Raw genomic sequence first — 22,328 nt, 5'->3', positions numbered from 1 at the left:
CCTTGGGTCATGTCACCTGTGGGGGGTCGTCAGTTGCTGACTGGAACGGGGGGAGGAAGTGCGCCGGAACGCGAGAAGCCGAGAGAGGAGCCTCTGCCGTATCCCCTTGCCTCCTCATACGGCTTGGGGGGCGCCGCCGGTCTCCAGGCCGCGACTGCGACCGGGAGCGGACGGACCGGTCTGGCCGATGCGTAACGAGGTTCGGAAGCGGCCGCTGGCGGTAGCACGGGGCGCGTGGCGTGGGCAACGGAGACGGCGGCATGGCGATCGACATTATGCGGCAAATCGGGCGAAACCGGGGCGGGGTGCGCCCTGGGGGCCGTGACATGGGCCGCCACCGCCGGAAGCGTGGCCTGGGCCATCACGATCGGGCGTTCGACCGGGTGTTCGACCAGCCGCTCGGGGTGCTGCGCGGGCGGAGTCGAAGCGGCGACAAGGATTCGGTGCGTCGTGACCGGAGGCGGCTCGGCGGCCGGCGTCGCGGGGCGCTGCGCCGCGGCCACAACCATCGGAGCCTGGGCGACATGGGCCGGCGGGGCCGCCGCCGCCATCGGGGCGGGGGGGGCGGCCGGGTGCTCGACGGGGGCCGGCGCCGGCGCATGGGAGGCCAGGCTGGCATCCATATGCGCGCGGGGATCGACCGCCGCCAGCGGACGCGAGCCGGGCGCGGGCAGGCGCTCGGCCAGCGAGGCCATCTGGATGAACTGGGTGGGCGCCATCGGGTGCATGTCGGGCAGGAAGCGCGCCGACAGGCTGCCCAGCCGGTCGGGCTGGTTCAGCAGCGCCCATTCCGCGCGCAGCATCGCCGTCTGCTCGCGGATATGCTGCGTGTCGCCGACGATCTGCGCGATCTGGTGGTCGAGCAGCGTCGTCTGATGCTTCTTGGAATAGAGGAACAATCCGGACAGGCCGGCCATCACGGCGCAGAGAAAGGTAAAGGATCGCATCATGGGCGACGCTCCGTGGGGCTGGTGGCTGGGATGTCCACGAGGGGCAGGCGTTCGATCGCGCGCAGGCGGGCGCTGCGGGCGCGGGAATTGGCGCGGCATTCGGCCTCGCCGGGGCGCAGGGTGCGCCCGGTGAGCAGCCGGAAGGAGGGGGCCTCGTCCCGCGCCTGGATCGAGCGGGGGTCGTAACGCGATGGACCGGGCAGGCGGCCCGCCGCGCGGTGCATGGCCTGCTTGACCAGCCGGTCCTCCAGCGAATGGAAGGACACGACGACCAGCCGGCCGCCGGGGGCCAGCAGATCCAGCGCCTGGTCCAGGCCCGAGCGGATCTGCCCCAGCTCGTCATTGACGTGGATGCGCAGGCCCTGGAACGAGCGGGTGGCGGGGTCGATGCCCGAGCGGTCGCCCGGCACGACCGAGCGGATGATCTCGGCCAGGCGGAACGTCGTCAGGATCGGCGCTTCGGCGCGGGCGGCGACGATGGCGCGGGCGACCCGGCGGGATAGCCGTTCCTCGCCATATTGATAGAGAATATCGGCGAGGTCGGATTCGGCCGTCCGGTTCACGATATCGGCCGCCGTGGGGCCGGTGTCGCCCATGCGCATGTCCAGCGGCCCGTCGTGACGGAAGGAGAAGCCGCGCGCGCCTTCGTCGATCTGGAAGGACGACACGCCGAGATCGAGCACCACGCCGTCCAGCGCCGGGGCGTCGCGCTCTTCCAGCAGGGCGCGCATGTCGCCGAATCCGCCCTCGACCATGTGCAGGCGGCTGGTGCCCTCGGCGGCGCGCAGTTCGGCCTGCAAGGCTTCGCCGCGCCGGATGGCGGCGGGGTCGCGGTCGATGGCCCACAGGGTGCAGCGGGCGGCGGCCAGGATGGCGCGGGCGTAGCCGCCGCCGCCGAACGTGCCGTCGAGATAGGTCGCGCCGTCCCTGGGGGCCAGCATCTGCAACACTTCCGCCAGCATGACGGGGACGTGGCCCGGCGGGGGCGTGGTGGTGAAGGGCGTTGTCATGGCGTTCATGCGTCGGCGTCCGGGCGCGGGGTGGGGCGGGCGCCGGAGAGTGCGCGCGAACGGGTGCGGGCTTCCGCGCGGCGGCGTTCGGCGGCGGCGGGTTCCCAGATCTGGAAAATCTTTCCCACGCCCATGAAGGCCACCGCTTCGGTCAGGCCGGCATGCTCCTTCAGCGGCTCGGGCAGGATGATCCGGCCTTCGCGGTCGGCATCCATCGGGTAGGCGTCGGCATAGAGGGCGGCGGCCAGGTCGTCATGGTCGTCGGAGAAGATGTCCATGCGGTCCAGGGGCTGGCTGAGCGCGGCGAAGGCGGCGGGCGGCCAGGCTTCGATGCAGGGATGCAGGTGCGAGGGGCGCAGGATCACCAGCGATTCTCCGGCGGCGGCCTGGCTGCGCAGCGCGGTGCGAAAAGCGGCCGGAATCGAGACGCGGCCCTTGGCGTCCAGGCGATTCTGATGGGTGCCGAGGAATACACTCACGCTCTGCGATGCTCCCTCGGCTGGAATGGTTGGTGGACGCAGGCGCGCCGGCGCCGGATGGGTGCCGTGCTGGGTTTGCATGGGATATCATGGGATTTTATGGGAGGTCAAATTAAACGCGCGGAAATTCTGGCGGAAAACCGCTGTTTTTTGAGAATTGTTCCAGTCGAGACATTGCCGGGCGCCAGTCTTCGCCCACGTTTCGGAGAGCAATGTCAATCAATGATGAATGTTTATGTTCTGTTCTAGTTTTGGTGAGATCAAAACGAGAACATGTATTGTTCGCAGGACTGCCGGCCGCGTGATGCGGACTCCGGCATGCGATGCGATGCGATGGAGACGTGGGGGAAACGAGGCCAGACGGTCTGTAAGCCGGGTTCTGTCCACCTTCCGAAGAAGGATGAGCGACCATTCCTCTGGGACGCGCCTCGCGGCACGCCTCACGCGACCAACCCGAACGACGGGGCGGAGGAGCCCCCGACGGTGCCGCGAGCGACCCGTCTGCCGTTCCTATTCGGTCTTGCTCCCGGTGGGGTTTGCCCTGCCGCCCGCGTTGCCGCGGGCGCGGTGCGCTCTTACCGCACCGTTTCACCCTTACCCGCACCATCTCCGGCGAACCGGAATGCCGTGTGGGCGGTCTGTTTTCTGTGGCACTTTCCCTGGGGTCGCCCCCGCCGGCCGTTAGCCGGCACCGTTCCTCCGTGGAGCCCGGACTTTCCTCCATCGCATGGAAACCCATGCAACAGCGGTCGCCCGACCGTCTGGCTGGCGGAAACTGACCGCGACGACGGGTTGCGTCAAGGGCGAATGCGCCGCATCAGACATAAGAGGGTCTGGTGGCGGAGGAACGCGCATGAATCGCTCGGGGACGGGGCGGGAGCAGCCCGGCGTGATGGCGCGCCTGCTGATGCGGCATCTGGGTGGCCGTGGCCGGTCCCGGCGGCAGGCGGGCCGGCCGCGTACGCTCGATACGCTGCGCCGGGTGCTGGACAAGCCCTGTTTTCCGCAGGCGCTTTCCAGCCTGCCGCTGCGGCAGGTGTTGGCCCTGCGGGTGCCGGGGGCGACGGAATTGCGGCCGGCCCGGCTGTATGTGCCCCGTGGGCGGGTGCGGGGTGCGGTGCTGTTCATGCATGGCGGCGGCTTCGTGCATTGCGGGCTGAATTCCCATCATGGGATCTGCTGCCGGCTGGCGCGGGAATCGGGGGCGGTGGTGCTGTCCTACGACTACCGTCTGGCGCCCGAGCATCGGTTTCCCGCCGCGATCGAGGATTGTCTGGCGGCGCTGGACTGGCTGGCGGGCGAGGCCTGGCGCTGGGGCGGCAAGGTGGCGGTGGCCGGGGACAGTGCCGGCGGCAATCTGGCGGCGGTGCTGGCGTTGCTGGCGCGCGACCGGGGCGGGCCGGACCTGGCGATGCAACTGCTGTATTACCCGTCGCTCTACGGGGCGCGGGATGTGCCGTCGCGCGAGCGGTATGCCGAGGGCTACATGCTCACGGCCCGGCTGATCGAATGGTATGGCGAGCAATATGCCCGCACGCCGGAGGACCTGACCCATCCGCTGCTGGCGCCGATCTTCGCCGATTCGCTGGCCGGGCTGCCGCCGGCGGTGATCGTGCCCGCGCAGTTCGATCCGCTGTGCGACGAGGCCACGGGTTATGCCGAGGCGCTGCGGGCGGCGGGCGGGCAGGCGGAGGTTCGCTGCTTTCCCGGCACCATCCACGGCTACCTGAACATGTATTCGTTCATGCCGTGGGGGAAGGCGGCGATCCGCTTTGGTGGGCGGCGCCTGCGCGCGGCCTTCGCCGGGGCGGTCAGATCTGCTGGATAGTCGAGAAGTCGAAATCCTTGCCTGGCGGGTTCTCGCCGATGCGGATCGTGGTGGGGGTGGGCATCGCGTACGGGGGGACCGGCAGGTTGTAGGGGGCCGGCGCGCCGATGAAGACGCGGCCGGCGAGGTCGAATTTCGAGCCGTGGCAGGGGCAGGCATAGCCGCCCGGCCAGTTGGCGACCGGCGTGGTGGGGTCGGGTGCCGGGGAATAGGTCGGCACGCAGCCCAGATGGGTGCAGATTCCAACCACCACGCCATAGGCGGGGACGATCGAGCGGTGCCAGTTGGCGGCGTAGGACGGCTGCTGCACCGTGCCCGAGGACGGGTCGCGCAGGCGCGTCGTCAGCGCCGCCTGTTGCAGCCGCGCCAGGGCTTCGGGCGTGCGGTGGGTGATGAAGACCGGGCTGCCGTGCCAGACCACCGTGATCTGTTGGCCGGGGGGGAGTTTCGACACGTCGACATCGATCGGCGGGCGGGCCGAGCCGGCGTCGCCGGGGCGCAGGCTGTCGAGGAACGGCCATGAGAAGGCCGCCACGCCCGCGCCGCCCGCCGCCACCGTCAGCAGGGTCAGGAAATCGCGCCGCTTGCCGGTGGCAGGGGCAACGGGGGCGGTGCTGTCGGTCGGGCTGGTCGTGGTCATGCGGTGTCTGTCGGGGCTCGGTCGGTAAGGCGTGTCACTTCGGCATCGGGTGGTATGTGCCCGGCGATCCCCAGTCGGTCTGCACGGTCTGGTCGATGCGGTTGACCTTGAGCGTGAACAGCTTGGGCAGCGTCTTGCCGTCGCCCGGGCAGGAGCCGGAATGTTTTTCCATCACGTCGAAACGCGCGGCATCCGGAGGATCGTTGCCGTTGACGATGAACAGCAGGCAGCGGCCGGGGGTGTCGGTCATGCCGTTATGCGTCACCACCGTGCGGAAATGCTCGACCAGCGCGGTGTCGTCGAACCAGTTCGCGTGACGGAAGGTGATCTGGTCCGCCGCCTGGTCCAGCCAGCCCATGCGGGCGGCGAGCGTGGCCAGCAGCACCAGCGGCACCACCATGGCCACCCGGCGGATGATGCGCTGGCGCATGGTGCGCCGGGGGCGGCGCGGCGGCGTTGTCCCCGGCGTGGCGGAGGTTATGGAGGTTGGTGTTTTCATGCCATGTCCTCGTGCCACGCGTGACCGTCCTGGGCCAGCAGGGCGCGTGCGGCTTCGGGACCCCAGCTACCGGCCGGGTAGGTGTGGAGCGGGGCTTTGTTCTCAGCCCAGCCGCGCAGGATCGGATCGATCCAACGCCATGCGGCCTCGACCTCGTCGCGGCGGATGAACAGGATCGGGTCGCCGCGCACCACATCCAGCAGCAGGCGTTCGTAGGCGTCGGGGTAGCGGGTACCGAAAGCCTTTTCGAAGGCGATGTTGATGTCGGCCGGGCGCAGGGCGAGGCTGTCGGTCGGGGTCGGGTCCTTGGTCGACACCGACAGGGTGACGCCTTCATCCGGCTGGATGCGGATCAGCAGCCGGTTGGCGCGCGGCTTGCCGGGGAAGATCGACCAGGGGGCCGCCTTGAACTGGATGACGATCTCGCTGCATTTCTCGGCCAGGCGTTTGCCCGAGCGCAGGTAGAACGGCACGTTGCCCCAGCGCCAGGAATGGATCTCGGCCCGGATGGCGACATAGGTCTCGGTGTCGCTGGTCGCGTCCTCGCCCAAATCTTCCAGATAGCTGGGCAGGGTGGTGCCGTCCGCGGTGCGGCCGCGCGCGTACTGGCCGCGCACCGTGAAGGTCGCCACGTCGTCGGGGGCGATCGGGCGCAGGGCGTGCAGCACCTTCAGCTTCTCGTTGCGCAGGCTGTCGGCCTCCAGCGAGCCGGGCGGGTCCATCGCCACCAGGCACAGCACCTGGAGCAGATGGTTCTGGATCATGTCGCGCAGCGCGCCGGATTTGTCGTAGTACGGACCCCGGCTTTCGACGCCCACCGTCTCGGCGGCGGTGATCTGGACATAGTCGATCGCGTCGCTGGACCACAGCCGCTCGAATACCGGGTTGGCGAAGCGCAGGGCGATCAGGTTCTGGACCGTTTCCTTGCCCAGATAATGGTCGATGCGGAAAATATGGTTTTCGGGGAAGTAGCGGCCGACATGGTCGTTGATCGCGTCCGCGCTTTCCAGGTCGGTGCCGATCGGCTTTTCCAGCACGACGCGCGACTGCGCCGTGACCAGCCCGTGGCTGCTGAGATTCTCGCAGATCTGGCCGTACAGGCCGGGGGCGGTGGCCAGGTAGTAGACGCGGATGCGGTCTTCCGGCGCCTCGGTCAGCAGGCTTTGCAGCGCCGGCCAGGTGCTGTCGGCTTCGGCGCCGTTCAGGCTGACATAATGGATCAGGTCGAGAAAGCGGCGCGCGGTTGCCTCGTCGAAATCGGCCGGCTTGACGAATTCGGTCAGGGCCTTTTCAGCACGGCCCTGATAGTCGGCGCGGGACAGGGGCGAGCGGGCGGTGCCGACGATGCGGGACTGATCGGGGATCTGTCCATCGCGGTAGCGATAATACAGTGCCGGCAGAAGCTTGCGCATCGTCAGGTCGCCGGTGGCGCCGAAGACGATATAGTCGAAAACATCGACGGGGGGGAGTTGGGGCATCGATTATGGCCTCCTTGCATCGGATCGGAGCATTATTGGGGCGCTGTGGCCCTGCGGGGACCGGCACCGTTGGGATGGGGACGACCTGCCTTGAACGGGTTTGGGCCGAGGCGCCGCGACCTGTCAAGTTGCCATTGACCGGCCGGCAACGTCACGATAAGCCCCCCGTTCCCTGACCGGTTGCGGCCCGGTCCCCTGATCGGGGGCGGATCGGAGGGCGAGATTTCATCCCCATGCTGGAGGCAGGCCGTTCCATGGACGCGGAAAATTTCGGTGATGACGACAAGGCGGCGGCGGTCGGCGGGATTGCGGCGGACCGGCTGCGCAGCATTATCGAGCGCGTCGAGCGCCTGGAAGAAGAGCGCAAGGCCCTGGCCGGCGACATCAAGGATATTTTCACCGAGGCAAAATCCGCCGGTTTCGATGTGAAGGTCATTCGCCAGATCATCCGCCTGCGCAAGCAGGAGCCGGCCGAGGTGGAAGAGCAGGAGACGCTGCTCGATATCTACCGCCGCGCCCTCGGCATGTAAAAAATCTGCCGTGAAAGCCGCTCTGCCGGCGATCCGACGCGCGTTTCCTGCGCTTCGGTGCTCACGGCCATCAAGGCCGCTCCGCTCCGATGCTCGGAAACACACGACGGGCGCGCCGCCGGGCGGCGCTCTCGCTCGGCAGACCGGCTTTCACGGCAGATTTTACGTCTCAGGGGCGGGGTCCCGAGGCGTGGTTGTTCTGGGGTTATAGGCGTTCACGCGATCCTTGCGCTGGTGGTGGCTGATCTGGTCACATGGGCGGTGGGGTTCGTACTTTCCGTGGTCGTGCGCAGATGCCGTTTCCGTTTTCCGACTGGATGCCCTGGTGGTTGCAGCTGGCGCTGCTGATTCTGGGGATGCTGTTCATTTTCCTCTGGATGCTGGTGCCGTTCGCGGTATTCGGCGTGAAGGGGCGGCTGGATGCCCTGGCGTTGCAGATCGAGGATCTGCAAGCCGAATTGCGGGTGCTGGCCGTTCGGCCCGAGGAGCGGGTGCCGGTTTCGCCGGCGGCCCCACGCCCCGCGCCCACTGCGGCGCCGGTGGTCGAGCCCGTGGTGCCGCCGCCGGCACGCGCGCCGGGACCTGTGGTGGCCAGCGACGCCTATGCGGCGCGGCCTGAGCGCCCGGTCTCGCCCCCCCGTCCGACCCATTTCGACCCGCCGCCTGCCGCCCCGGCCAGCGTGCGCGCCGCGCCGCCGGTCGAGCCGCCGGCTTATGCGCCGCGTTCGGGTGCGCCGGTTTCGCATGATACTGCGCGGCCCATGCCCTGGCATGACCGGCCGGCCGCCGCGCCACGCGACCCGGCTTACGTGCCGCCTGAAGCGGCGCGGCCGCCCGTGATGCCGCCGCCGGTTGCGCCCGTCGCGCCCGAAGCCGTGGACGAGGTGCCCGTGCGGCCGGTCTATCGCATGCCCGCCGGGCGTGAGGTGCGGGCGTCGCGTGAGGACGATTGGAGCGATCGGCCGCGATCCGAACCCTCTCTGCGCTGGCCGCCGCGTACCTGAGCCGGGTTACAACTCAAGCGTAGGCGGTCGTATTCAGCCTGAGCGGAGATGTGGGCTGGTGAGCGCGAGTGGCGTGCAGCGGCATGGCCGTCGTGTGTTTCCGAGCATCGGAGTGGGGCGGTCTTGATGGCCGTGAGCCCTGAAACGGAGGGAACGCGCGCCGGATCGCGTGCTGCCGCATTTGAGCCTGAGCGGAGATGTGGGCTGGTAAGTGAGAGTGGCGCGCAGCGGCACGGCCGTCGTGTGTTTCCGAGCATCGGAGCGGAGCGGCCTTGATGGCCGTGAGCACCGAAGCGGAGGGAACGCGCGTCGGATCGCCACCAGCGCGCATCTCCGCTCAGGCTGTGAAGACGAGGTCGTCGCGATGGATCATTTCGTCTCGTCCGCGCCAGCCTAGCAGGGTTTTGATGTCGTCCGAGCGGTGGCCGGCGATCTGGCGGGCGTCGGTGGCGCCGTAGGCTGACAGGCCGCGTGCGATCTCGTTGCCGTCCATGTCGGTGACCAGAACGAGATCGCCGCGTTCGAACGTGCCCTCGACCGTGCGCACGCCGGCCGGGAGGAGGGATGAGCCTGCCGCCAGTGCCCGCCGCGCGCCGTCGTCGATCGCTATCTGTCCGGCCGGGGCCAGGCCGCCAGCGATCCAGCGTTTGCGGGCCGAGCGCCCCTCGGGGAGGGGCAGGAACCACGAGCAGCGCGCGCCGTCGCGCAGGCGCGCCAGCGGGTGCGGGTCCTTGCCCAGCGTGATGGCCATGGCGCAGCCTGCCTGGGTGGCGATGCGGGCCGCCATCAGCTTGGTGCGCATGCCGCCTGAGGAATAGCCCGGTGGCGGGGCGCCGCCCATGGCCTCGATATCGGCCGTCAGCGCGGTAATGACGGGCAGGTGGCGGGCGGTCGGGTCGATCCGGGGATCTGCGGTGTAGAGGCCGTCGATGTCCGACAGGAGCACGAGCTGGTCGGCGCCCGTCATTTCCGCGACCCGTGCCGCCAGGCGGTCATTGTCGCCGAAGCGGATTTCGGTGGTGGCGATGGCGTCGTTTTCGTTGATCACGGGGACGCAACCCAGCCCCAGCAGGGTGTCGAGCGTGGCGCGGGCGTTCAGGTACCGGCGGCGGTCTTCGGTGTCGCCGGGGGTCAGCAGCAATTGCGCCGCGACCAGCCCGTGGGCCGACAGGGCGTCGGTCCATGCCTGGGCCAGGCGGATTTGCCCGACCGAGGCGGCGGCCTGTTTTTCTTCCAGCCGCAGGGTGCGGCGGGTCATGCCCAGGCTATGTCGGGCCAGCGCGATGGCGCCGGAGGAGACGAGGATGATTTCGGTGCCGCTGCGTTGCAGGGCGGCGACATCGGCCGCCACGCTGTCCAGCCAGTCGGTGCGCGGGGTTGCGTTCTGCGAATCCACCACCAGCGCGCTGCCGATCTTGACGACGAGGCGGCGGGCTGTGCCCAGGCTGGGCAGTTCGGCGGATGTCACGGCGTGGGCTCGGGCCATTGGGCGGCGGCCGGTGGGGCCTCGTCGCGTTCGGCCTCGCGGATCGCGGTGACTTCGTCCTGCAACAGCCGCAGCACGTCGTCCAGCCCCTGGCGGGTGACGCCGGAGAGGGTGACGACCTTTGCGCCGCTGGCCTTTTCCAGCGCGCGGCGGCGGCTGGAAATCTGCTGCGGGGTCATGGCGTCGATCTTGTTGAGGGCGATGATCTCCGGCTTGGCGGCAAGGCCGGGATCGTAGGCTTCCAGCTCGTGACGGATGGTGCGCCAGGCTTTGACCACGTCGCCGGCCGCGCCGTCGATCAGGTGCAGCAGGACCGCGCAGCGTTCGACATGGCCGAGGAAACGGTCGCCCAGGCCCGCGCCCTCATGCGCGCCGGCGATCAGGCCGGGGATGTCGGCGATGACGAATTCCTCGGACACCGACAGGCGCACGACGCCGAGTTGCGGATGCAGGGTGGTGAAAGGGTAGTCCGCGATCTTGGGCCGGGCGGCCGAGACGACGGAGAGGAAGGTGGATTTGCCCGCGTTGGGCAGGCCGACCAGCCCGACATCGGCGATCAGCTTCAGGCGCAGCCAGATCCAGCGTTCCTCGCCCGGCCAACCCTTGTCGGCGCGGCGGGGGGCGCGATTGGTGCTGGTTTTGTAATGCGCGTTGCCGTGGCCGCCATCGCCGCCATGGCACAGCACGATGCGCTTGCCGGGTTCGTCGAGGTCGGCCAGCATCGTCTCGCGGTCTTCGTCGAAGATCTGGGTGCCGATCGGCACCTGGATCACGACTGGTGCGGCGGCGGCGCCCGTGCGATCGGAGCCGGCGCCGTTGCCGCCCTTGCGGGCGCGGAAATGCTGGGTGTAGCGGAAATCGATCAGCGTGTTCAGGTTGCTGGCCGCGACGAACACGATGTCGCCGCCGCGCCCGCCCTTGCCGCCGTCCGGACCGCCGAATTCGATGTATTTCTCGCGCCGGAAGGCCACGACGCCGTCGCCGCCGTCACCGGACTTTACGTAGATCTTGGCTTGGTCGAGGAATTTCATCGTAATGGTCCGGTGGCAGCGTGTGGTCCTGGTCGGGGATGATACCCCGCCATGACGCAAAAAGGGCCGGTCCCGAGGACCGGCCCTTCGCAGGGTCGAAAACGGTCCCGAGAAGCGGGGAGCTTACTCGGCCGCGATCGGCAGCGCCTCGACCGACACATGCACGCGCCCTTCGGCGCGACGCTCGAACTTCACGTGGCCATCGACCAGCGCGAAGATGGTGTGGTCGCGGCCGAGGCCGACATTGGTGCCTGGCTTCATCTTGGTGCCGCGCTGACGGAGGATGATGTTGCCGGCGATCACGCTCTCGCCGCCGAACTTCTTGACGCCGAGACGACGTCCGGCGCTATCGCGCCCGTTGCGGGATGAACCGCCTGCCTTTTTTTGTGCCATTGCCTGAACTCCTGACTCTGAACTGACCTGATAAGCCTGCCGGCGGCGCTGCTAGGCCGCCTGGCGGGTTCAGGCGGCGTTGATCTCGGCGATGCGCAGCACGGTGACGGGCTGGCGATGGCCGTTCTTGCGGCGGCTGTTCTGCCGGCGGCGCTTCTTGAAGATGATGACCGTGTCCAGACGGTCCTGCGCGATGACCGTGGCGGTCACGGTGGCGCCGGGGACCAGCGGGGCGCCGATCGTCGTGCCGCTCTCGCCGCCGACGGCGAGGACGTCGGTGAAGGTGATGGTGGAGCCGGCTTCGGCTTCCAGCTTCTCGACCTTCAGGATCGTGTTGGGGGAAACGCGATACTGCTTTCCACCGGTGCGAATGACTGCAAACATGCTCTAACCTGTCTTTCCGATCTCTTGGCGCGTGCGGCCCCGTGGTGGGACAGGCGACGCGACCCAGTCGCTTTTTTTTATTGGCCGTGCGGGCACGGCTACCCCTCGTCAGCGCGGGGGCGAGGTGCGGCTTTTACTGCCGGCTGCCGCGCGCCGTCAACCGCCGATTGACGGGGGGGCGGGGAGAGGGGCGAATATTATGTCGGAAAAACGCATCAAGGTCTCTTGCACGCCCTGCGGCACCACCCTATAAGCCCGATCCATCGCCGCTAGCGAAGACGGAGAGGTGCCGGAGCGGTCGATCGGGGCGGTCTCGAAAACCGTTGTGCGTGCAAGCGTACCGTGGGTTCGAATCCCACCCTCTCCGCCAGAGACCGCAGAAAACAGCCACTTTTTAGGTTGTGAAAATTTCCCACTGAAAAATTGTGCCTTAATTTCTGTGCAAATCCGTGCAAATGACCTTCCGGGGATAATTTGCACGAGGATCGTGGCGACACGGGACGGCAGTTATCCTGGCTGTGGAAGCCGGCCAGGTGTTCCGGGCCGGGTTCCTGTTCTATCGGGCGGACAATGGCGTCTGGCTGACCGAAGGTGTCTCACCGGACGACCTCACTTTCCAAGGGTCCGTCCAAGATCATGATCTATGATTACAGAGCTTTCCGAGCATCATCCGGACTGACGCCCATCGGAGGAAAGCGAGTGCATTGCGATTGAGGCACTCCCAATCCTTGCTGAGGCGTTGGCAGCGGTTCAACCAGGCGATGGTGCGTTCCACGATCCAGCGCTTGGGCAATGCCACGAATTTTCCGATGTCACAGCGCCGCACGATCTCGACATTCACAGAACGGCGGACATGAGCCAGTCCCTGCTGAAACTTTACCCCCTGATAGCCCGCGTCGGCGTAGAGTTTCAGAAGGAACGGATACAGTCCGAACAATGTCGCCATCAGCATGACACCGCCATCACGATCCTGGATATCGGCTGCGTGGACCGTTGCCTCCATCAACAGACCCTGCGTACCGACGAGGCCATGCCGCTTCCTGCCCGCGATCCTCTTGCCGGCGTCAAAACCGGATGGATCGCCGCTGTCGGACTGGCCTCATGGCCCGCCTGCTCCCGACAAAGGATGTAGAGCGCATGGTGCAGGCGATCGAGTGTGCCGTCGTGCTGCCAGCGGCAGAAATAGTAATTGACTGTGTTGCGCGGCGGAAGGTCTTTCGGGATCGTGCACCACTGGCAACCCGTTCCAGGAACATACATCAGGCCGTTCATGACCTCTCGTATATCCACTGTCCGCTTGTTGCCGCCACGCCGGGCAGTCGGGATCAGGCGAGCGATCAGTGACCATTCCTCGTCCGTCAGATCGCTCGGATAGCGAAGCTGGCTCCGGTCATATCGGGCACGGTTCTCGGCCGCTCACATCAGAAACTCCTGCGAACCGAGCGCGCTGACAGCGAAGCACAAACAATTCCAATGATTCAAGATGATCTTGGACGGACACTCAGCATCTTCCGAAACCAGAGCCATTTGTTATGTCTCGGGTTGCTGCCATATAGATAAAAGGCAAGTGTTGACCGATCTTGAATATAAAGAACGAGAAAATGATCCTAATTGTTAGTTCTGACGGAAAGATATTCTATGAAAATAGTCCTGATTTTCTTGAATACCTTGGGTATTTTGGTCGGGACGTTGATCTCGTCGCTTACGCGATCAACAATCTTGGTTTTGCAGCGATTGCGACATTTCCCCGCTATACACGCATCCGCTTTCAGCCTGCTCTGTTTCCTGCGCCCTGTCTTCAGACTGTACTCGAGATCATCCTGTATAATGGCGAGTCGCGCTTCGTCCTCGAGCGCGTTGGCACGCCGTTTGCTCCTTTTGAAGTCATACATAATCTTAACGATGCCGTCGCTCGTCTGATTTCTCTGCAAGCGGCGACTTCAGAGACATTGGAGCCGCCGGGATCACCCACCATCATCGGCTTGTCCCTCGATCGGATCCAGGATCCGAAGCGCATCGGTATGCGCAAAGCATTGGATATCTGGGAACAGGAAAGCCGCTATGTTACGACCAAAAATATATCCCAGATACGCGAAGACACAGCATTTGGAAACGGTGGCATGGCATGGATGCCGGATCGCGATCGGTGTCTGATTGAAGCATGGCCCAGCAGCTACAGATCATATGGGGAGAACTCATGTGATGACTTCATCGGCCGTGACATCAGGGACTTACCTGACAGCGCATATGTTGTTCCAACAACTCGCGGCTATTTTACCGCTGCTCAGCACCAGACACCGCGCCTGGAGCTCATCGAAGCGCTTGTGACACGCCACGATGGCTCCAGGTTCTGGTCCCGTTATGAGAGGCTCATTTTACCTTGGCGCACGAGCGCGACGGATACCTTCGTCACGTCGATTCCTTTGATCAGGCTGATCCGGGCCTATTAAACTATTCAAAACATGCTCCGTGAGCATATTCGGCGTTTCCCATATCAGATTGCTTTCAAAGGTGCGCCAGCCACCGACGATCATCATTCCTGGCTGGATGGGCGGGTAGCCGTAGAGAGGAAGCAGAGCACGTGTCATTGGCCCAGTCTCAATCATACCGATGGCGAAATCGGGGCGCCATGTTGCGAGAGAAATACTCCGCATCAAAGCAATGCTCAGCACTGGCAATTGCTTGCGACGGAATGTCGGATGCGACCACAAACCGCCGACGAACACTACCCGGCCCGAAATTTCTCCAGCCGCAGGTGCTTCGGCGATCCATCGTTCGCCTGGGTCCATCTGGATGTCCGGGTCACGATAGGCGAAGCGGCCAGACTCCCATTCTTCGCGGAGCGTGCTTTGCGGCCAATCATACCGGCGCAGGATCAACGTCAGGACTGGTTCACCCTCACATTGTCCTTCGATGTAGATGGAGTTCCCCTCGTCAATACTAGAAACGCTAGGATCATAGACGGGTCCCAAGGGTTTCCAAGTGTCCTGATTCCTCTTGTTTACTTCATTCAAGCGACCGCTACCGCGCCCCATATGTAGCGATATTCCAATTTGGCGAGCTTCCTCTGCGAGTTGAAGAAAATATCGACCGAGCTCGATTCTGGGCCCGTGGTTTATCTCAATTGCGTCCAGGAGTGGACGAAGGACTGTTGGCATAAAAACCTCTACTCGGGCTTGATTGCCCGAATAGAGGCTGCTTATTTAATATTATTAAGTCATTAACTTATATCATTGATTCGCGAAGTTTGTTATTTGACTTTGTTCGCTTATATATAAATTTGACGTGCATATTATTTAACGATGTGGACCGACATCGGGATCCCGACAGGCGAGGACCGGACACCACTCTCTGGGAACAGGGCAAGGAGGTCCGTTTATTCTCCTCCTGACTCAATATGCGCGACCCACTCGCGGCCCGCCTCGGTGAGGGACAGACTGTGACCGGAGCCCGTGACGAGACCACGTTGACGGAGCCCTTCTTCCGTACGAGCCGTGCCGCCAGGCATTGCGCGGCCCTTCATGTGCGCCCACGCGGGTAAGCCCCGGTGAAGATCGCGCAGAACGCGAGCCATCGCCGAGGAGGGCGATACGCGCCGCACCTTTGAACTGTAGTCGAATTGAGCCATTCCACATCTCACTTTGAGTATGCAAAATATAAAACTTATTCTGCAATAATCAAGCATCAGATCTCTTCAAAAATGCCATTTCCCTGAGTGAGTAGTTTGAAATTGACCTGTGGGGTCACCATAGAAACCGCATCCTGTTTATCGTATCGAAAGATACTTCTTCCAGATTTACTTTGGCAAATAGCACTGGGAGGCAGTTTCGCGCAGAGTCGTCCAAGATCATGATGTATGATTACAGAGCCTTCTGAGCATCATCCGGACTGAGGCCCATCGGAGGAAAGCGAGTGCATTGCGATTGAGGCACTCCCAATCCTTGCTCAGGCAGTTGGCAGCGGTTCAACCAGGCGATGGTGCGCTCCACGATCCTGCGCTTGGGCAATACCACGAATTTCCGATGTCACAGCGCCGCATGATCTCGACATTCACACAACGGCAGACATGCGCCCGTCCCTGCTGAAACTTTGCCCCCTGATAGCCCGCGTCGGCGTAGAGTTTCAGAAGGAACGGATACAGCCCGAACAATGTCGCCATCAGCATGACGCCGCCATCACGATCCTGGATATCGGCTGCGTGGACCGTTGCCTCCATCAACAGGCCCTGCGTATCGACGAGGACATGCCGCTTCTTGCCCTTGATCCTCTTGCCGGCGTCAAAACCGGATGGATCGGTACTCCGCCCCCTTTTTCGGCGTTCTTGACGCTGTGGCTGTCGATGATCGCCGCTGTCGGGCTGGCCTCATGGTCCGCCTGCGCCCGACAGAGGGATGTAGAGTGGACGGTGCAGACGATCGAGTGTGCCGTCATGCTGTCAGTGGCAGAAATAGTAATTTACCGTGCTGCGCGGCGGAAGGTCTCTCGGGATCGCGCGTCATTGGCAACCCGTTCCATGAACATACATCAGGCCGTTCATGACCTCCCGTATATCCACCGTCCGCTTGGCGCCGCCACGCCGGGCAGCCGGGCTCAAGGGAGCGATCAGTGACCATTCCTCGTCCGTCGTCAGATCGCTCGGATAGCGAAGCTGGCTCCGGTCATATCGGGCACGGCTCTCGGCGGTCCACTTCAGAAACTCCTGCGAACCGGGCGCGCTGATAGGGAATCACAAACAATTCCAATGATTCAAGATGATCTTGGACGGACACTCAATAACCGAGGGCGATACGCGCGCTCTATCGGATCGACAAGGTATTGCGGATGGTCACGATCGGGAGTTCGCCATAGGTTTCGGCGTAATATCCCGCGAAACGTCCGAAGTGAAAGAATCCGCATTCCAGGGCGATCTGGGATACGCCCTTGCCGGCCTGCGCCGGATCGAGCATTGCGCGGCGCGCGCGATCCAAAGCCCGCTGACGAAGCCACAGGCGGGGGGAGACGCCCGTCGTCTGCACGAATGCCGCGCGCAGGATATGGGGCGGGATGTTCAGTTCCTCAGTCAGTCGGGTCACGGACATGATCGCGTCATCATAATCGTCGATGAAACGCTGGGCCTTGAGGAACAGGCTGTATGAGAAAGTCCCGCGGAGCGGGGCAATGCTGGCTTTCTGCTGAATCTCGGTGAGGATGTCTTTGACACGATCGAGGAGGATTTCGGACAGGACCTGATCGGTCCGCCCGGACAAGCGTATCTTCGGCTGCCATGTGCCGGCGAAAAGGCTCGCAAGCCATGCCGACATCTCCGCGATGTGAAGGGAGGGGGCGACCGGTGTGATGGCACCGAATTTCCGGAAATCAAATTCCGGCAGATCGGTTTGTTGGACAAGCAGGTAATAAGCGCGGCAGTTTTCCGCGCCGCTTACGGTGATTTCCCTGCCGCCGACATGGACGAAAGCCTTGTCCGATCGGACTTCCCCATTGATCGTACCCAATTCGCTCCGATGGGCGGGGAAAACGACCGCGATCGTGCCGTCCGGCGGACATGTCGTCTGGCCGACCGATACATTGATCGTTTCCTCGATGAGCGTCAGCTTGCCGAAGGTCAGAACCGAGACCGTTCCTTTGAACGTACCCTTCCCCAACTGTATATAGCGCTGATTCCACAGCGGGAGTCCTGACTCCTGAAAGGAGGGCGCAAAAAAAACATGGGTCGTTGAATCCAGCCCTTGTGCCATCTCTGTAACCAGCGGTTTCCTTTTTGAGGTCGAAACAGAATATACGACGTTCGAACGTTTCCATACAGGAAAAATTTTCGAAAATGGATATCGAGCCTCCCGCCGTTCTGCTCCGATAACGGAACGAATGCTGGAGGTGAAAGCCGCGATGAGTAAAAAGTCCTCGGTCTGGTTCTGGTTGGCTGGTCTGGCTTTGCTTCCTGTCGGAGCCTGGGCTGATGATGCGGCTTTTGTACCTGAAGTGGTGAGCGTGAAGGAGAGGATGTCGCCGGGTCCGAATGTCTTTGTCAATCAGATGGATATGGCGACCAGTACGATCTATATCTTCTCGACGAAGGATCTGACGTTGAAGGGGAACGTCAGCGGAGGGTCCTGGGGACTGGCGACATTGTCGCGTGATGGCAATACGGCTTACATGGCATCGGGGTTTCTGAGCCGTGTTGCGTATGGCACTGGTGAAGACGTTCTGCAGATTTTTGATGTTCCGACAAATACGGTTAAAAAGGAAATAATACTTCCTTATAAATTGACGCAATATACGCCCGACGCCGCGCAGTTGCGTTTGAGCGCGGATGAAAAATTCATCTATATCCAGAACGCCACCCCCGCGACGTCGGTGACCGTCGTGGATCTGGAAAGGGGAAAAGTCGTAAAGGAAATCCCTTCGCCCGGCTGTTACGGCATTTATCCTATGGAAAGCGGATATGGCTATTCGGCGATCTGTAGCGACGGGAGCTTTGCGACATTCAAGCTGAGCCCCGATGGGCAGAGTTTTACGAGCCAGAAGAGCGAGAAGATCTTCGATGTCGATGAAGATCCGATTTTTCTGGCGTCCGCTCGTGTCGATTCCGATCTGGTGTTCCTGTCCTACAATGGAAATCTCTATCGCGTATCCGATGCGTCCGGCGTCATCAGGAAAGTCGATGTCATAGCTGCGACGAAAGGCGTTCCCGGCAGTTGGGGGGCCTCCGGCTATGGTGTGATGACCTATGACAGCGAGACGGGCATCATGTTCATGGCCATGTCCTCCAATCGTCATGAAGGCACGCATCATCATGGTGCGACCGAGATCTGGGCATATGACATGAAGAAAAAGAAGATCGTATCCCGCTCTCCTGTAAAGGATATTTCGACGATCGGCGTCGTGAAGGGCGAGCAGACGAATCTCTTCGGTCTGGATATCAAGAAGAATATTATCGTAAAATACGATATCAACCCGAAGAACGGCTATTCCCTGAAGCTGTCCGCGCAAAGGACCGATTTCGGGTTCGCGACCATGATTATGGGTGCGCATTGATGTCAATGCTTTCCGTATCGATATCGACGTTGATCGCGTTGGTGTTTCTGCGTGCGTTTTTCCATAAGATATCGGGATTTACGGTTTTTACCGGTTACGTCGAAGATTACAGGTTGATTCCTTTGCGGCTTGTACGCGCGGCGTCCGCATCCATCGTGGGTGCGGAGTTGCTGGTCGTCTTCAGCCAGGAATTGCCGGCGTTACGGATGTTCGGTCTTTCGTTGGCGGCTCTGCTTCTGTTTTTTTATTCCTTTGGGATTTCCATAAACATAAATCGAGGCCGTATAAATATAGAGTGTGGATGCGGTGGTGGAGCGCAGGTGCTGTCGTGGCCGCTGGTCGTTCGTAACGGCATTCTTCTTGGGTTGATCGCGATCGCGATGACGCAACAGAGTTCGTCTTCGGGTGGTCTGGATTATGCCGTGGCGGCTTTCGGCGGGTTTTTGCTTTGGGTCGTCTTTCTGCTCGGTGATCAGATCATTGCCAATTCGTCCATGGTGACGCGCGCCAGCTAGCTTCTGTCTACAGGGATTTGTCATGAAACTCGTTGTCTTCCTTCTTGTGATTCTGACTTTCGTCGTGCTGGCGTTGGCGATCGGTCTTTGGACTCTCGCGCGCCAGGTTGGAATTCTTTTCGAGAGAATTTCTCCCATGGGCGCGCTGGTCAACGATTCCGGTCCCGAGGTGGGGCAACGCACGCCCGAATTCAGTCTTCCGAGCCTTACGGGCGGGCAGGCCGTCATAGGGCCGAAATCCCTGCGATCGACGCTGGTATTCTTTCTGTCGCCGACCTGCCCGATCTGCAAAAAGCTTCTGCCTATATTGGATTCGGTTCGGAAGTCGGAAGGTCAATGGCTGGATGTCATCCTGGCCAGCGATGGCGAGGATGGGCAGCACAAACGCTTTATCGAAAATGCCCGACTTTCCAGCTATCCGTATGTCGTCTCGGCGGAACTTGGGCTGGCCTATCGTGTCGCACGCCTGCCCTATGCGGTGCTTTTCGACGAACACGGCATCATCCGCGCCAAGGGGCTCATCAACAGCCGGGAACAGTTCGACAGTCTGTTCAATGCTTTCGAGATGAAGGTCGGTTCGATCCAGGCTTATCTCGATGACCGGGCGGTAGCGCAATACTGATCCGAGTGTCTTCGGACTCACTCTTTAACCCTTATTGCCCGTTCAAAATATTGGAACATTTCTGATGGATAATCTGATCGATAGTCTGCTTTCATGGGTCGATACCCGTGCGGAAGCGCGTATGCGGCGCCTGGCCGGACGTGCCGGAAGACGGAGTTTTCTGCACAAGGCGGGGGGGATTTTCGTCGGGGGGGCGGTTTTGCCGATGCTGCCTTACGATAATTCCAACGGCGTCGCTCACGCGCGGGATGTCAGTGATCCCAACGCCATCCCCGATAATTGCGACTACTGGCGGTATTGCTCGCTCCATGGATCGCTGTGCAGCAAGTGTGGGGGAAGCGTGACGCAGTGTCCGCCTGGAACGACGCCCTCGAAGGTTGCCTGGGTCGGGACATGCAGGAATCCGAAGGATAACAAGAATTACCTTGTCTCCTACAACGATTGTTGCGGGAAGGCCGGGGCCTGCGGCGAGGAGTGTACGCGTCAGGAACGCGATCGCCCCGGATATCGCATGGGGCTTGCGAGCGAGTCGAGCTGGTGTATCGCGAATGGAGGCAGTGGCGTCCACTGCACTGTTGCCGTGGTCGTGGGGATGGCGGAATGAAGTATTCGGCCGGTATTTTCTGTCTGGCGTTGACCCTTCTGGCGTCGTCGGCCTATTGCGCCGATACCGGAAAGGACCTGTTTCTGAACAATTGCGCTGCCTGCCATCAGAGCAACGGCAATGGTCAGGCGGGTCTCGCGCCACCCCTGACGAACAAGCGGCTCTGGCAGGGGATGGGCGATGGCAGAACCCAATATATCGCGGGTGTTGCGTTGACCGGCCTGGTCGGAAAGATCGTATCGGAAGGGGAGACATATTCGGATCTTGCCATGCCGCCGCAGAATCATCTGAGCGACGGCGAACTGGCTCTGGTTGCCAACTATATATTCAACGATCTGAACGGTATCGACACGCATGCCGCGGGGGAGGATTTTGCGCGCACGCGTGCGGCGCCGCCGTCTCATGCCAAAATCATGATGATGCGGGACGCTGCGTTAAAATGATTCGGACAATCCTCGGGGCGGGGCTGCTGGTTCTGGCGTCTTCATGCGCGGCGGTGGCAATGCCGACGCGAAATGAATATCTGCTCAAATGCTCCGGATGTCATCTGGCTGATGGCGAAGGGATGCCGTCACACGGCATACCCAATTTTATCGGCCAGGTGGGCATGTTTGCCGATATTCCCGAAGGGCGTGCCTATATCATGCATGTTCCGGGAGTTGTCGGGTCGAGCCTGAGCGATCAGGACATATCGGCCGTGCTGAATTACATCATGAAGACTTTCGCGGGAAAGTCCTTGTCGCCGGACTCCAGGCCGTTCACGGCGGAGGAGGTGGCCAGGCTTCGCGCGGAAAATATCGGAAATGTTGTCGAGTATCGCAGGAAAGTCGCGAACATTCTTGCGGCGCGTGGTTTGACGGCACCTGCGTATCCCTGGCCTTGAGTGTGGTCTTTACAATGTCGGCCAAAAAGAAGGCATAGGGGCGGTCGGGTCTGAATTCCGTCTTTATTTATCCAGATCCGGTTTCCGGTGGAATATCGGCGGGCTGGGAGCGGGGACGATCAGTATAGATTCTAAACTTGTCTGTACTCATTCTGTGGGTCGGCGAGGGGACTGGAATATCTTTCTGTGAAAGGAGTGTTACGATGAAGAAACGAAATGCGTCTCTCGCGAATAGGGTCGATGGTGCCGTGTTCATGAAGACGGGGGCGCGACTTGTTATTCGCGGTGATGAAGAGGGCGTCGATTCCGATATGCGGCGGCATTCCAGTCCTGCTTTGCGTCGTCGGATGATTCTGCCTGTACTGTCGCTGCTGATGGCGTCGGGATGTGTTTCGGCTTATGGCGCGGATACCGTCAGCAAGAAAAATCATGCGCGGCCGGTCCACCGGAATGAAGCCGGAGGAAAGGGTGCGCCGCCCCGTGAGGAGGAGGTCAGCATTCAGGCTTCGCGTTTTCGCTCGCATGGTGCGGAATCAAGCGTGACGCGTCATGTCATGGACCGCTTTGTGGCCGGCACGAGCCCTATGCAGATATTGTCGGCGACCACGCCCGGTGTGACATTCGCGTCCGACGATGCCTTCGGTCTGGATACCCTGGCCAACACGCTTTATGTTCGTGGTTTCAATCAGAGCCAGATCGGGGCGACACTTGACGGAATCCCCATGGGGGATCAGGGATTCCTTCAGTATAACGGGCTCAACATCGATCAGGCTGAAATCCAGGACAATATTTCCGGGATGGAACTCTCGCAGGGCGGTGGTGTACCGGCCTCGGTTTTTGAGACAGTTAGTTGAAGCCTAAGCGGCGATAGCCGCATTGGCCAGAGCCTTGGCTCGGACTGCGTTGGGAGACATGAATCCGTGCCGTTCGAGCAGCCAGATTTCGTTGTATAGGTCACGG

At 62.4% G+C, this 22,328-nt stretch carries 23 protein-coding genes, 1 tRNA gene, 1 other RNA gene and 2 pseudogenes; 12 read left to right on the top strand and 15 right to left on the bottom strand.

Annotated features, from left to right (window positions below; all coding sequences use genetic code 11):
* Positions 1-29: 29 nt before the first annotated feature.
* The 4 genes from ftsL to rnpB form a co-directional block, all read right to left on the bottom strand.
* On the bottom strand, positions 30-950 hold the full coding sequence (ftsL, locus tag HLH25_RS06515; protein WP_182973310.1) for a cell division protein FtsL: 921 nt from the start codon (positions 948-950) through the stop codon (positions 30-32).
* On the bottom strand, positions 947-1,960 hold the full coding sequence (gene rsmH / locus HLH25_RS06510) for a 16S rRNA (cytosine(1402)-N(4))-methyltransferase RsmH (protein ID WP_182973427.1): 1,014 nt from the start codon (positions 1,958-1,960) through the stop codon (positions 947-949). Before rsmH ends, ftsL begins: the two co-directional genes overlap by 4 nt.
* A 5-nt stretch (positions 1,961-1,965) precedes the next feature.
* Positions 1,966-2,439 (bottom strand): division/cell wall cluster transcriptional repressor MraZ, encoded by a 474-nt coding sequence (mraZ, locus tag HLH25_RS06505; protein ID WP_182973426.1) that lies wholly within the window; start codon positions 2,437-2,439, stop codon positions 1,966-1,968.
* 352 nt (positions 2,440-2,791) lie between these two features.
* Positions 2,792-3,204, bottom strand: an RNA gene (gene rnpB, locus HLH25_RS06500) — RNase P RNA component class A.
* An 88-nt stretch (positions 3,205-3,292) separates the two neighbouring features.
* Between rnpB and HLH25_RS06495 the strand changes: the two genes are divergently transcribed.
* The gene (locus tag HLH25_RS06495; RefSeq protein ID WP_182973309.1) at positions 3,293-4,267 is read left to right on the top strand and encodes an alpha/beta hydrolase; all 975 of its coding nucleotides are present in this window, start codon (positions 3,293-3,295) and stop codon (positions 4,265-4,267) included.
* Here HLH25_RS06495 and petA read toward each other — a convergent pair.
* Genes petA through zwf form a run of 3 tightly spaced genes read right to left on the bottom strand, consistent with a single transcriptional unit; the run spans position 4,251 to position 6,884 of the window.
* Positions 4,251-4,907: a ubiquinol-cytochrome c reductase iron-sulfur subunit gene (gene petA, locus HLH25_RS06490; RefSeq protein WP_182973308.1), complete on the bottom strand. Its 657-nt coding sequence runs from the start codon at positions 4,905-4,907 to the stop codon at positions 4,251-4,253. The genes HLH25_RS06495 and petA overlap by 17 nt on opposite strands.
* A gap of 34 nt (positions 4,908-4,941) precedes the next feature.
* The gene (locus HLH25_RS06485; protein WP_182973307.1) at positions 4,942-5,406 is read right to left on the bottom strand and encodes a hypothetical protein; all 465 of its coding nucleotides are present in this window, start codon (positions 5,404-5,406) and stop codon (positions 4,942-4,944) included.
* The gene (zwf, locus tag HLH25_RS06480) at positions 5,403-6,884 is read right to left on the bottom strand and encodes a glucose-6-phosphate dehydrogenase (RefSeq protein WP_182973306.1); all 1,482 of its coding nucleotides are present in this window, start codon (positions 6,882-6,884) and stop codon (positions 5,403-5,405) included. Before zwf ends, HLH25_RS06485 begins: the two co-directional genes overlap by 4 nt.
* A gap of 254 nt (positions 6,885-7,138) precedes the next feature.
* Here zwf and HLH25_RS06475 point away from each other — a divergent pair, with 254 nt between their 5' ends.
* A complete protein-coding gene (locus HLH25_RS06475) occupies positions 7,139-7,414 on the top strand; it encodes a DUF2312 domain-containing protein (protein WP_114727655.1) in 276 nt (91 codons plus the stop codon).
* A gap of 293 nt (positions 7,415-7,707) precedes the next feature.
* Positions 7,708-8,418 carry a hypothetical protein gene (locus tag HLH25_RS06470; RefSeq protein ID WP_182973305.1) on the top strand — a complete coding sequence of 237 codons (711 nt, stop codon included), beginning with the start codon at positions 7,708-7,710 and terminating at the stop codon, positions 8,416-8,418.
* 337 nt (positions 8,419-8,755) lie between these two features.
* Here HLH25_RS06470 and proB read toward each other — a convergent pair whose 3' ends face one another.
* The 4 genes from proB to rplU all read right to left on the bottom strand — a co-directional run bounded on the left by proB (position 8,756) and on the right by rplU (position 11,712).
* Positions 8,756-9,904 (bottom strand): glutamate 5-kinase, encoded by a 1,149-nt coding sequence (gene proB, locus HLH25_RS06465; protein ID WP_182973304.1) that lies wholly within the window; start codon positions 9,902-9,904, stop codon positions 8,756-8,758.
* The gene (gene obgE / locus HLH25_RS06460) at positions 9,883-10,935 is read right to left on the bottom strand and encodes a GTPase ObgE (protein WP_182973303.1); all 1,053 of its coding nucleotides are present in this window, start codon (positions 10,933-10,935) and stop codon (positions 9,883-9,885) included. The genes proB and obgE overlap by 22 nt, the downstream gene beginning before the upstream one ends.
* Positions 10,936-11,058: 123 nt before the next feature.
* Entirely contained in the window at positions 11,059-11,328 is a 270-nt protein-coding gene (gene rpmA / locus HLH25_RS06455) for a 50S ribosomal protein L27 (protein ID WP_114727575.1), read from the bottom strand.
* A 69-nt stretch (positions 11,329-11,397) separates the two neighbouring features.
* On the bottom strand, positions 11,398-11,712 hold the full coding sequence (rplU, locus tag HLH25_RS06450; RefSeq protein ID WP_182973302.1) for a 50S ribosomal protein L21: 315 nt from the start codon (positions 11,710-11,712) through the stop codon (positions 11,398-11,400).
* A 280-nt stretch (positions 11,713-11,992) separates the two neighbouring features.
* On the opposite strand from rplU, the gene HLH25_RS06445 reads away from it, so the two are divergent.
* Positions 11,993-12,082 (top strand) — tRNA-Ser (locus HLH25_RS06445).
* Between the two features lie 264 nt (positions 12,083-12,346).
* Here HLH25_RS06445 and HLH25_RS06435 read toward each other — a convergent pair.
* Positions 12,347-13,074 (bottom strand): annotated as a pseudogene (locus tag HLH25_RS06435) (IS5 family transposase).
* Positions 13,075-13,313: 239 nt separating this feature from the next.
* Here HLH25_RS06435 and HLH25_RS06430 point away from each other — a divergent pair.
* Entirely contained in the window at positions 13,314-14,162 is an 849-nt protein-coding gene (locus tag HLH25_RS06430; protein ID WP_182973301.1) for a hypothetical protein, read from the top strand.
* Here HLH25_RS06430 and HLH25_RS06425 read toward each other — a convergent pair.
* From HLH25_RS06425 to HLH25_RS06415, 3 genes and pseudogenes are all read right to left on the bottom strand, one after another.
* Positions 14,088-14,726 carry a hypothetical protein gene (locus HLH25_RS06425; RefSeq protein ID WP_246401545.1) on the bottom strand — a complete coding sequence of 213 codons (639 nt, stop codon included), beginning with the start codon at positions 14,724-14,726 and terminating at the stop codon, positions 14,088-14,090. The two genes, HLH25_RS06430 and HLH25_RS06425, sit on opposite strands and share 75 nt — an antisense overlap.
* A gap of 833 nt (positions 14,727-15,559) precedes the next feature.
* Positions 15,560-16,405: pseudogene (locus HLH25_RS06420) on the bottom strand (IS5 family transposase).
* 103 nt (positions 16,406-16,508) lie between these two features.
* Entirely contained in the window at positions 16,509-17,738 is a 1,230-nt protein-coding gene (locus tag HLH25_RS06415; protein ID WP_182973299.1) for an AraC family transcriptional regulator, read from the bottom strand.
* 10 nt (positions 17,739-17,748) lie between these two features.
* Between HLH25_RS06415 and HLH25_RS06410 the strand changes: the two genes are divergently transcribed.
* The 7 genes from HLH25_RS06410 (at position 17,749) to HLH25_RS20750 (ending at position 22,222) form a co-directional block, all read left to right on the top strand.
* Positions 17,749-18,744 (top strand): amine dehydrogenase large subunit, encoded by a 996-nt coding sequence (locus HLH25_RS06410; protein ID WP_182973298.1) that lies wholly within the window; start codon positions 17,749-17,751, stop codon positions 18,742-18,744.
* Complete coding sequence (locus HLH25_RS06405; protein WP_182973297.1) at positions 18,744-19,259, top strand: MauE/DoxX family redox-associated membrane protein; 516 nt, start codon at positions 18,744-18,746, stop codon at positions 19,257-19,259. The genes HLH25_RS06410 and HLH25_RS06405 overlap by 1 nt, the downstream gene beginning before the upstream one ends.
* 22 nt (positions 19,260-19,281) lie before the next feature.
* A complete protein-coding gene (locus tag HLH25_RS06400; RefSeq protein ID WP_182973296.1) occupies positions 19,282-19,881 on the top strand; it encodes a thioredoxin fold domain-containing protein in 600 nt (199 codons plus the stop codon).
* Between the two features lie 64 nt (positions 19,882-19,945).
* Positions 19,946-20,485 (top strand): methylamine dehydrogenase light chain, encoded by a 540-nt coding sequence (locus HLH25_RS06395; RefSeq protein WP_182973295.1) that lies wholly within the window; start codon positions 19,946-19,948, stop codon positions 20,483-20,485.
* Between the two features lie 29 nt (positions 20,486-20,514).
* On the top strand, positions 20,515-20,928 hold the full coding sequence (locus tag HLH25_RS06390; protein WP_182973294.1) for a c-type cytochrome: 414 nt from the start codon (positions 20,515-20,517) through the stop codon (positions 20,926-20,928).
* Positions 20,925-21,368, top strand: coding sequence for a c-type cytochrome (locus tag HLH25_RS06385; RefSeq protein ID WP_182973293.1), 444 nt, complete (start codon positions 20,925-20,927; stop codon positions 21,366-21,368). The genes HLH25_RS06390 and HLH25_RS06385 overlap by 4 nt, the downstream gene beginning before the upstream one ends.
* Before the next feature lie 203 nt (positions 21,369-21,571).
* Positions 21,572-22,222 (top strand): TonB-dependent receptor plug domain-containing protein, encoded by a 651-nt coding sequence (locus HLH25_RS20750; protein ID WP_375288961.1) that lies wholly within the window; start codon positions 21,572-21,574, stop codon positions 22,220-22,222.
* Positions 22,223-22,328: the final 106 nt, after the last annotated feature.

Origin of the sequence: Gluconacetobacter dulcium, assembly GCF_014174165.1 — a bacterium.
Lineage (GTDB): Bacteria > Pseudomonadota > Alphaproteobacteria > Acetobacterales > Acetobacteraceae > Gluconacetobacter > Gluconacetobacter dulcium.
Note: the sequence above shows the minus strand (reverse complement) of the source record. Positions and strands in the feature narration are given on the sequence as shown.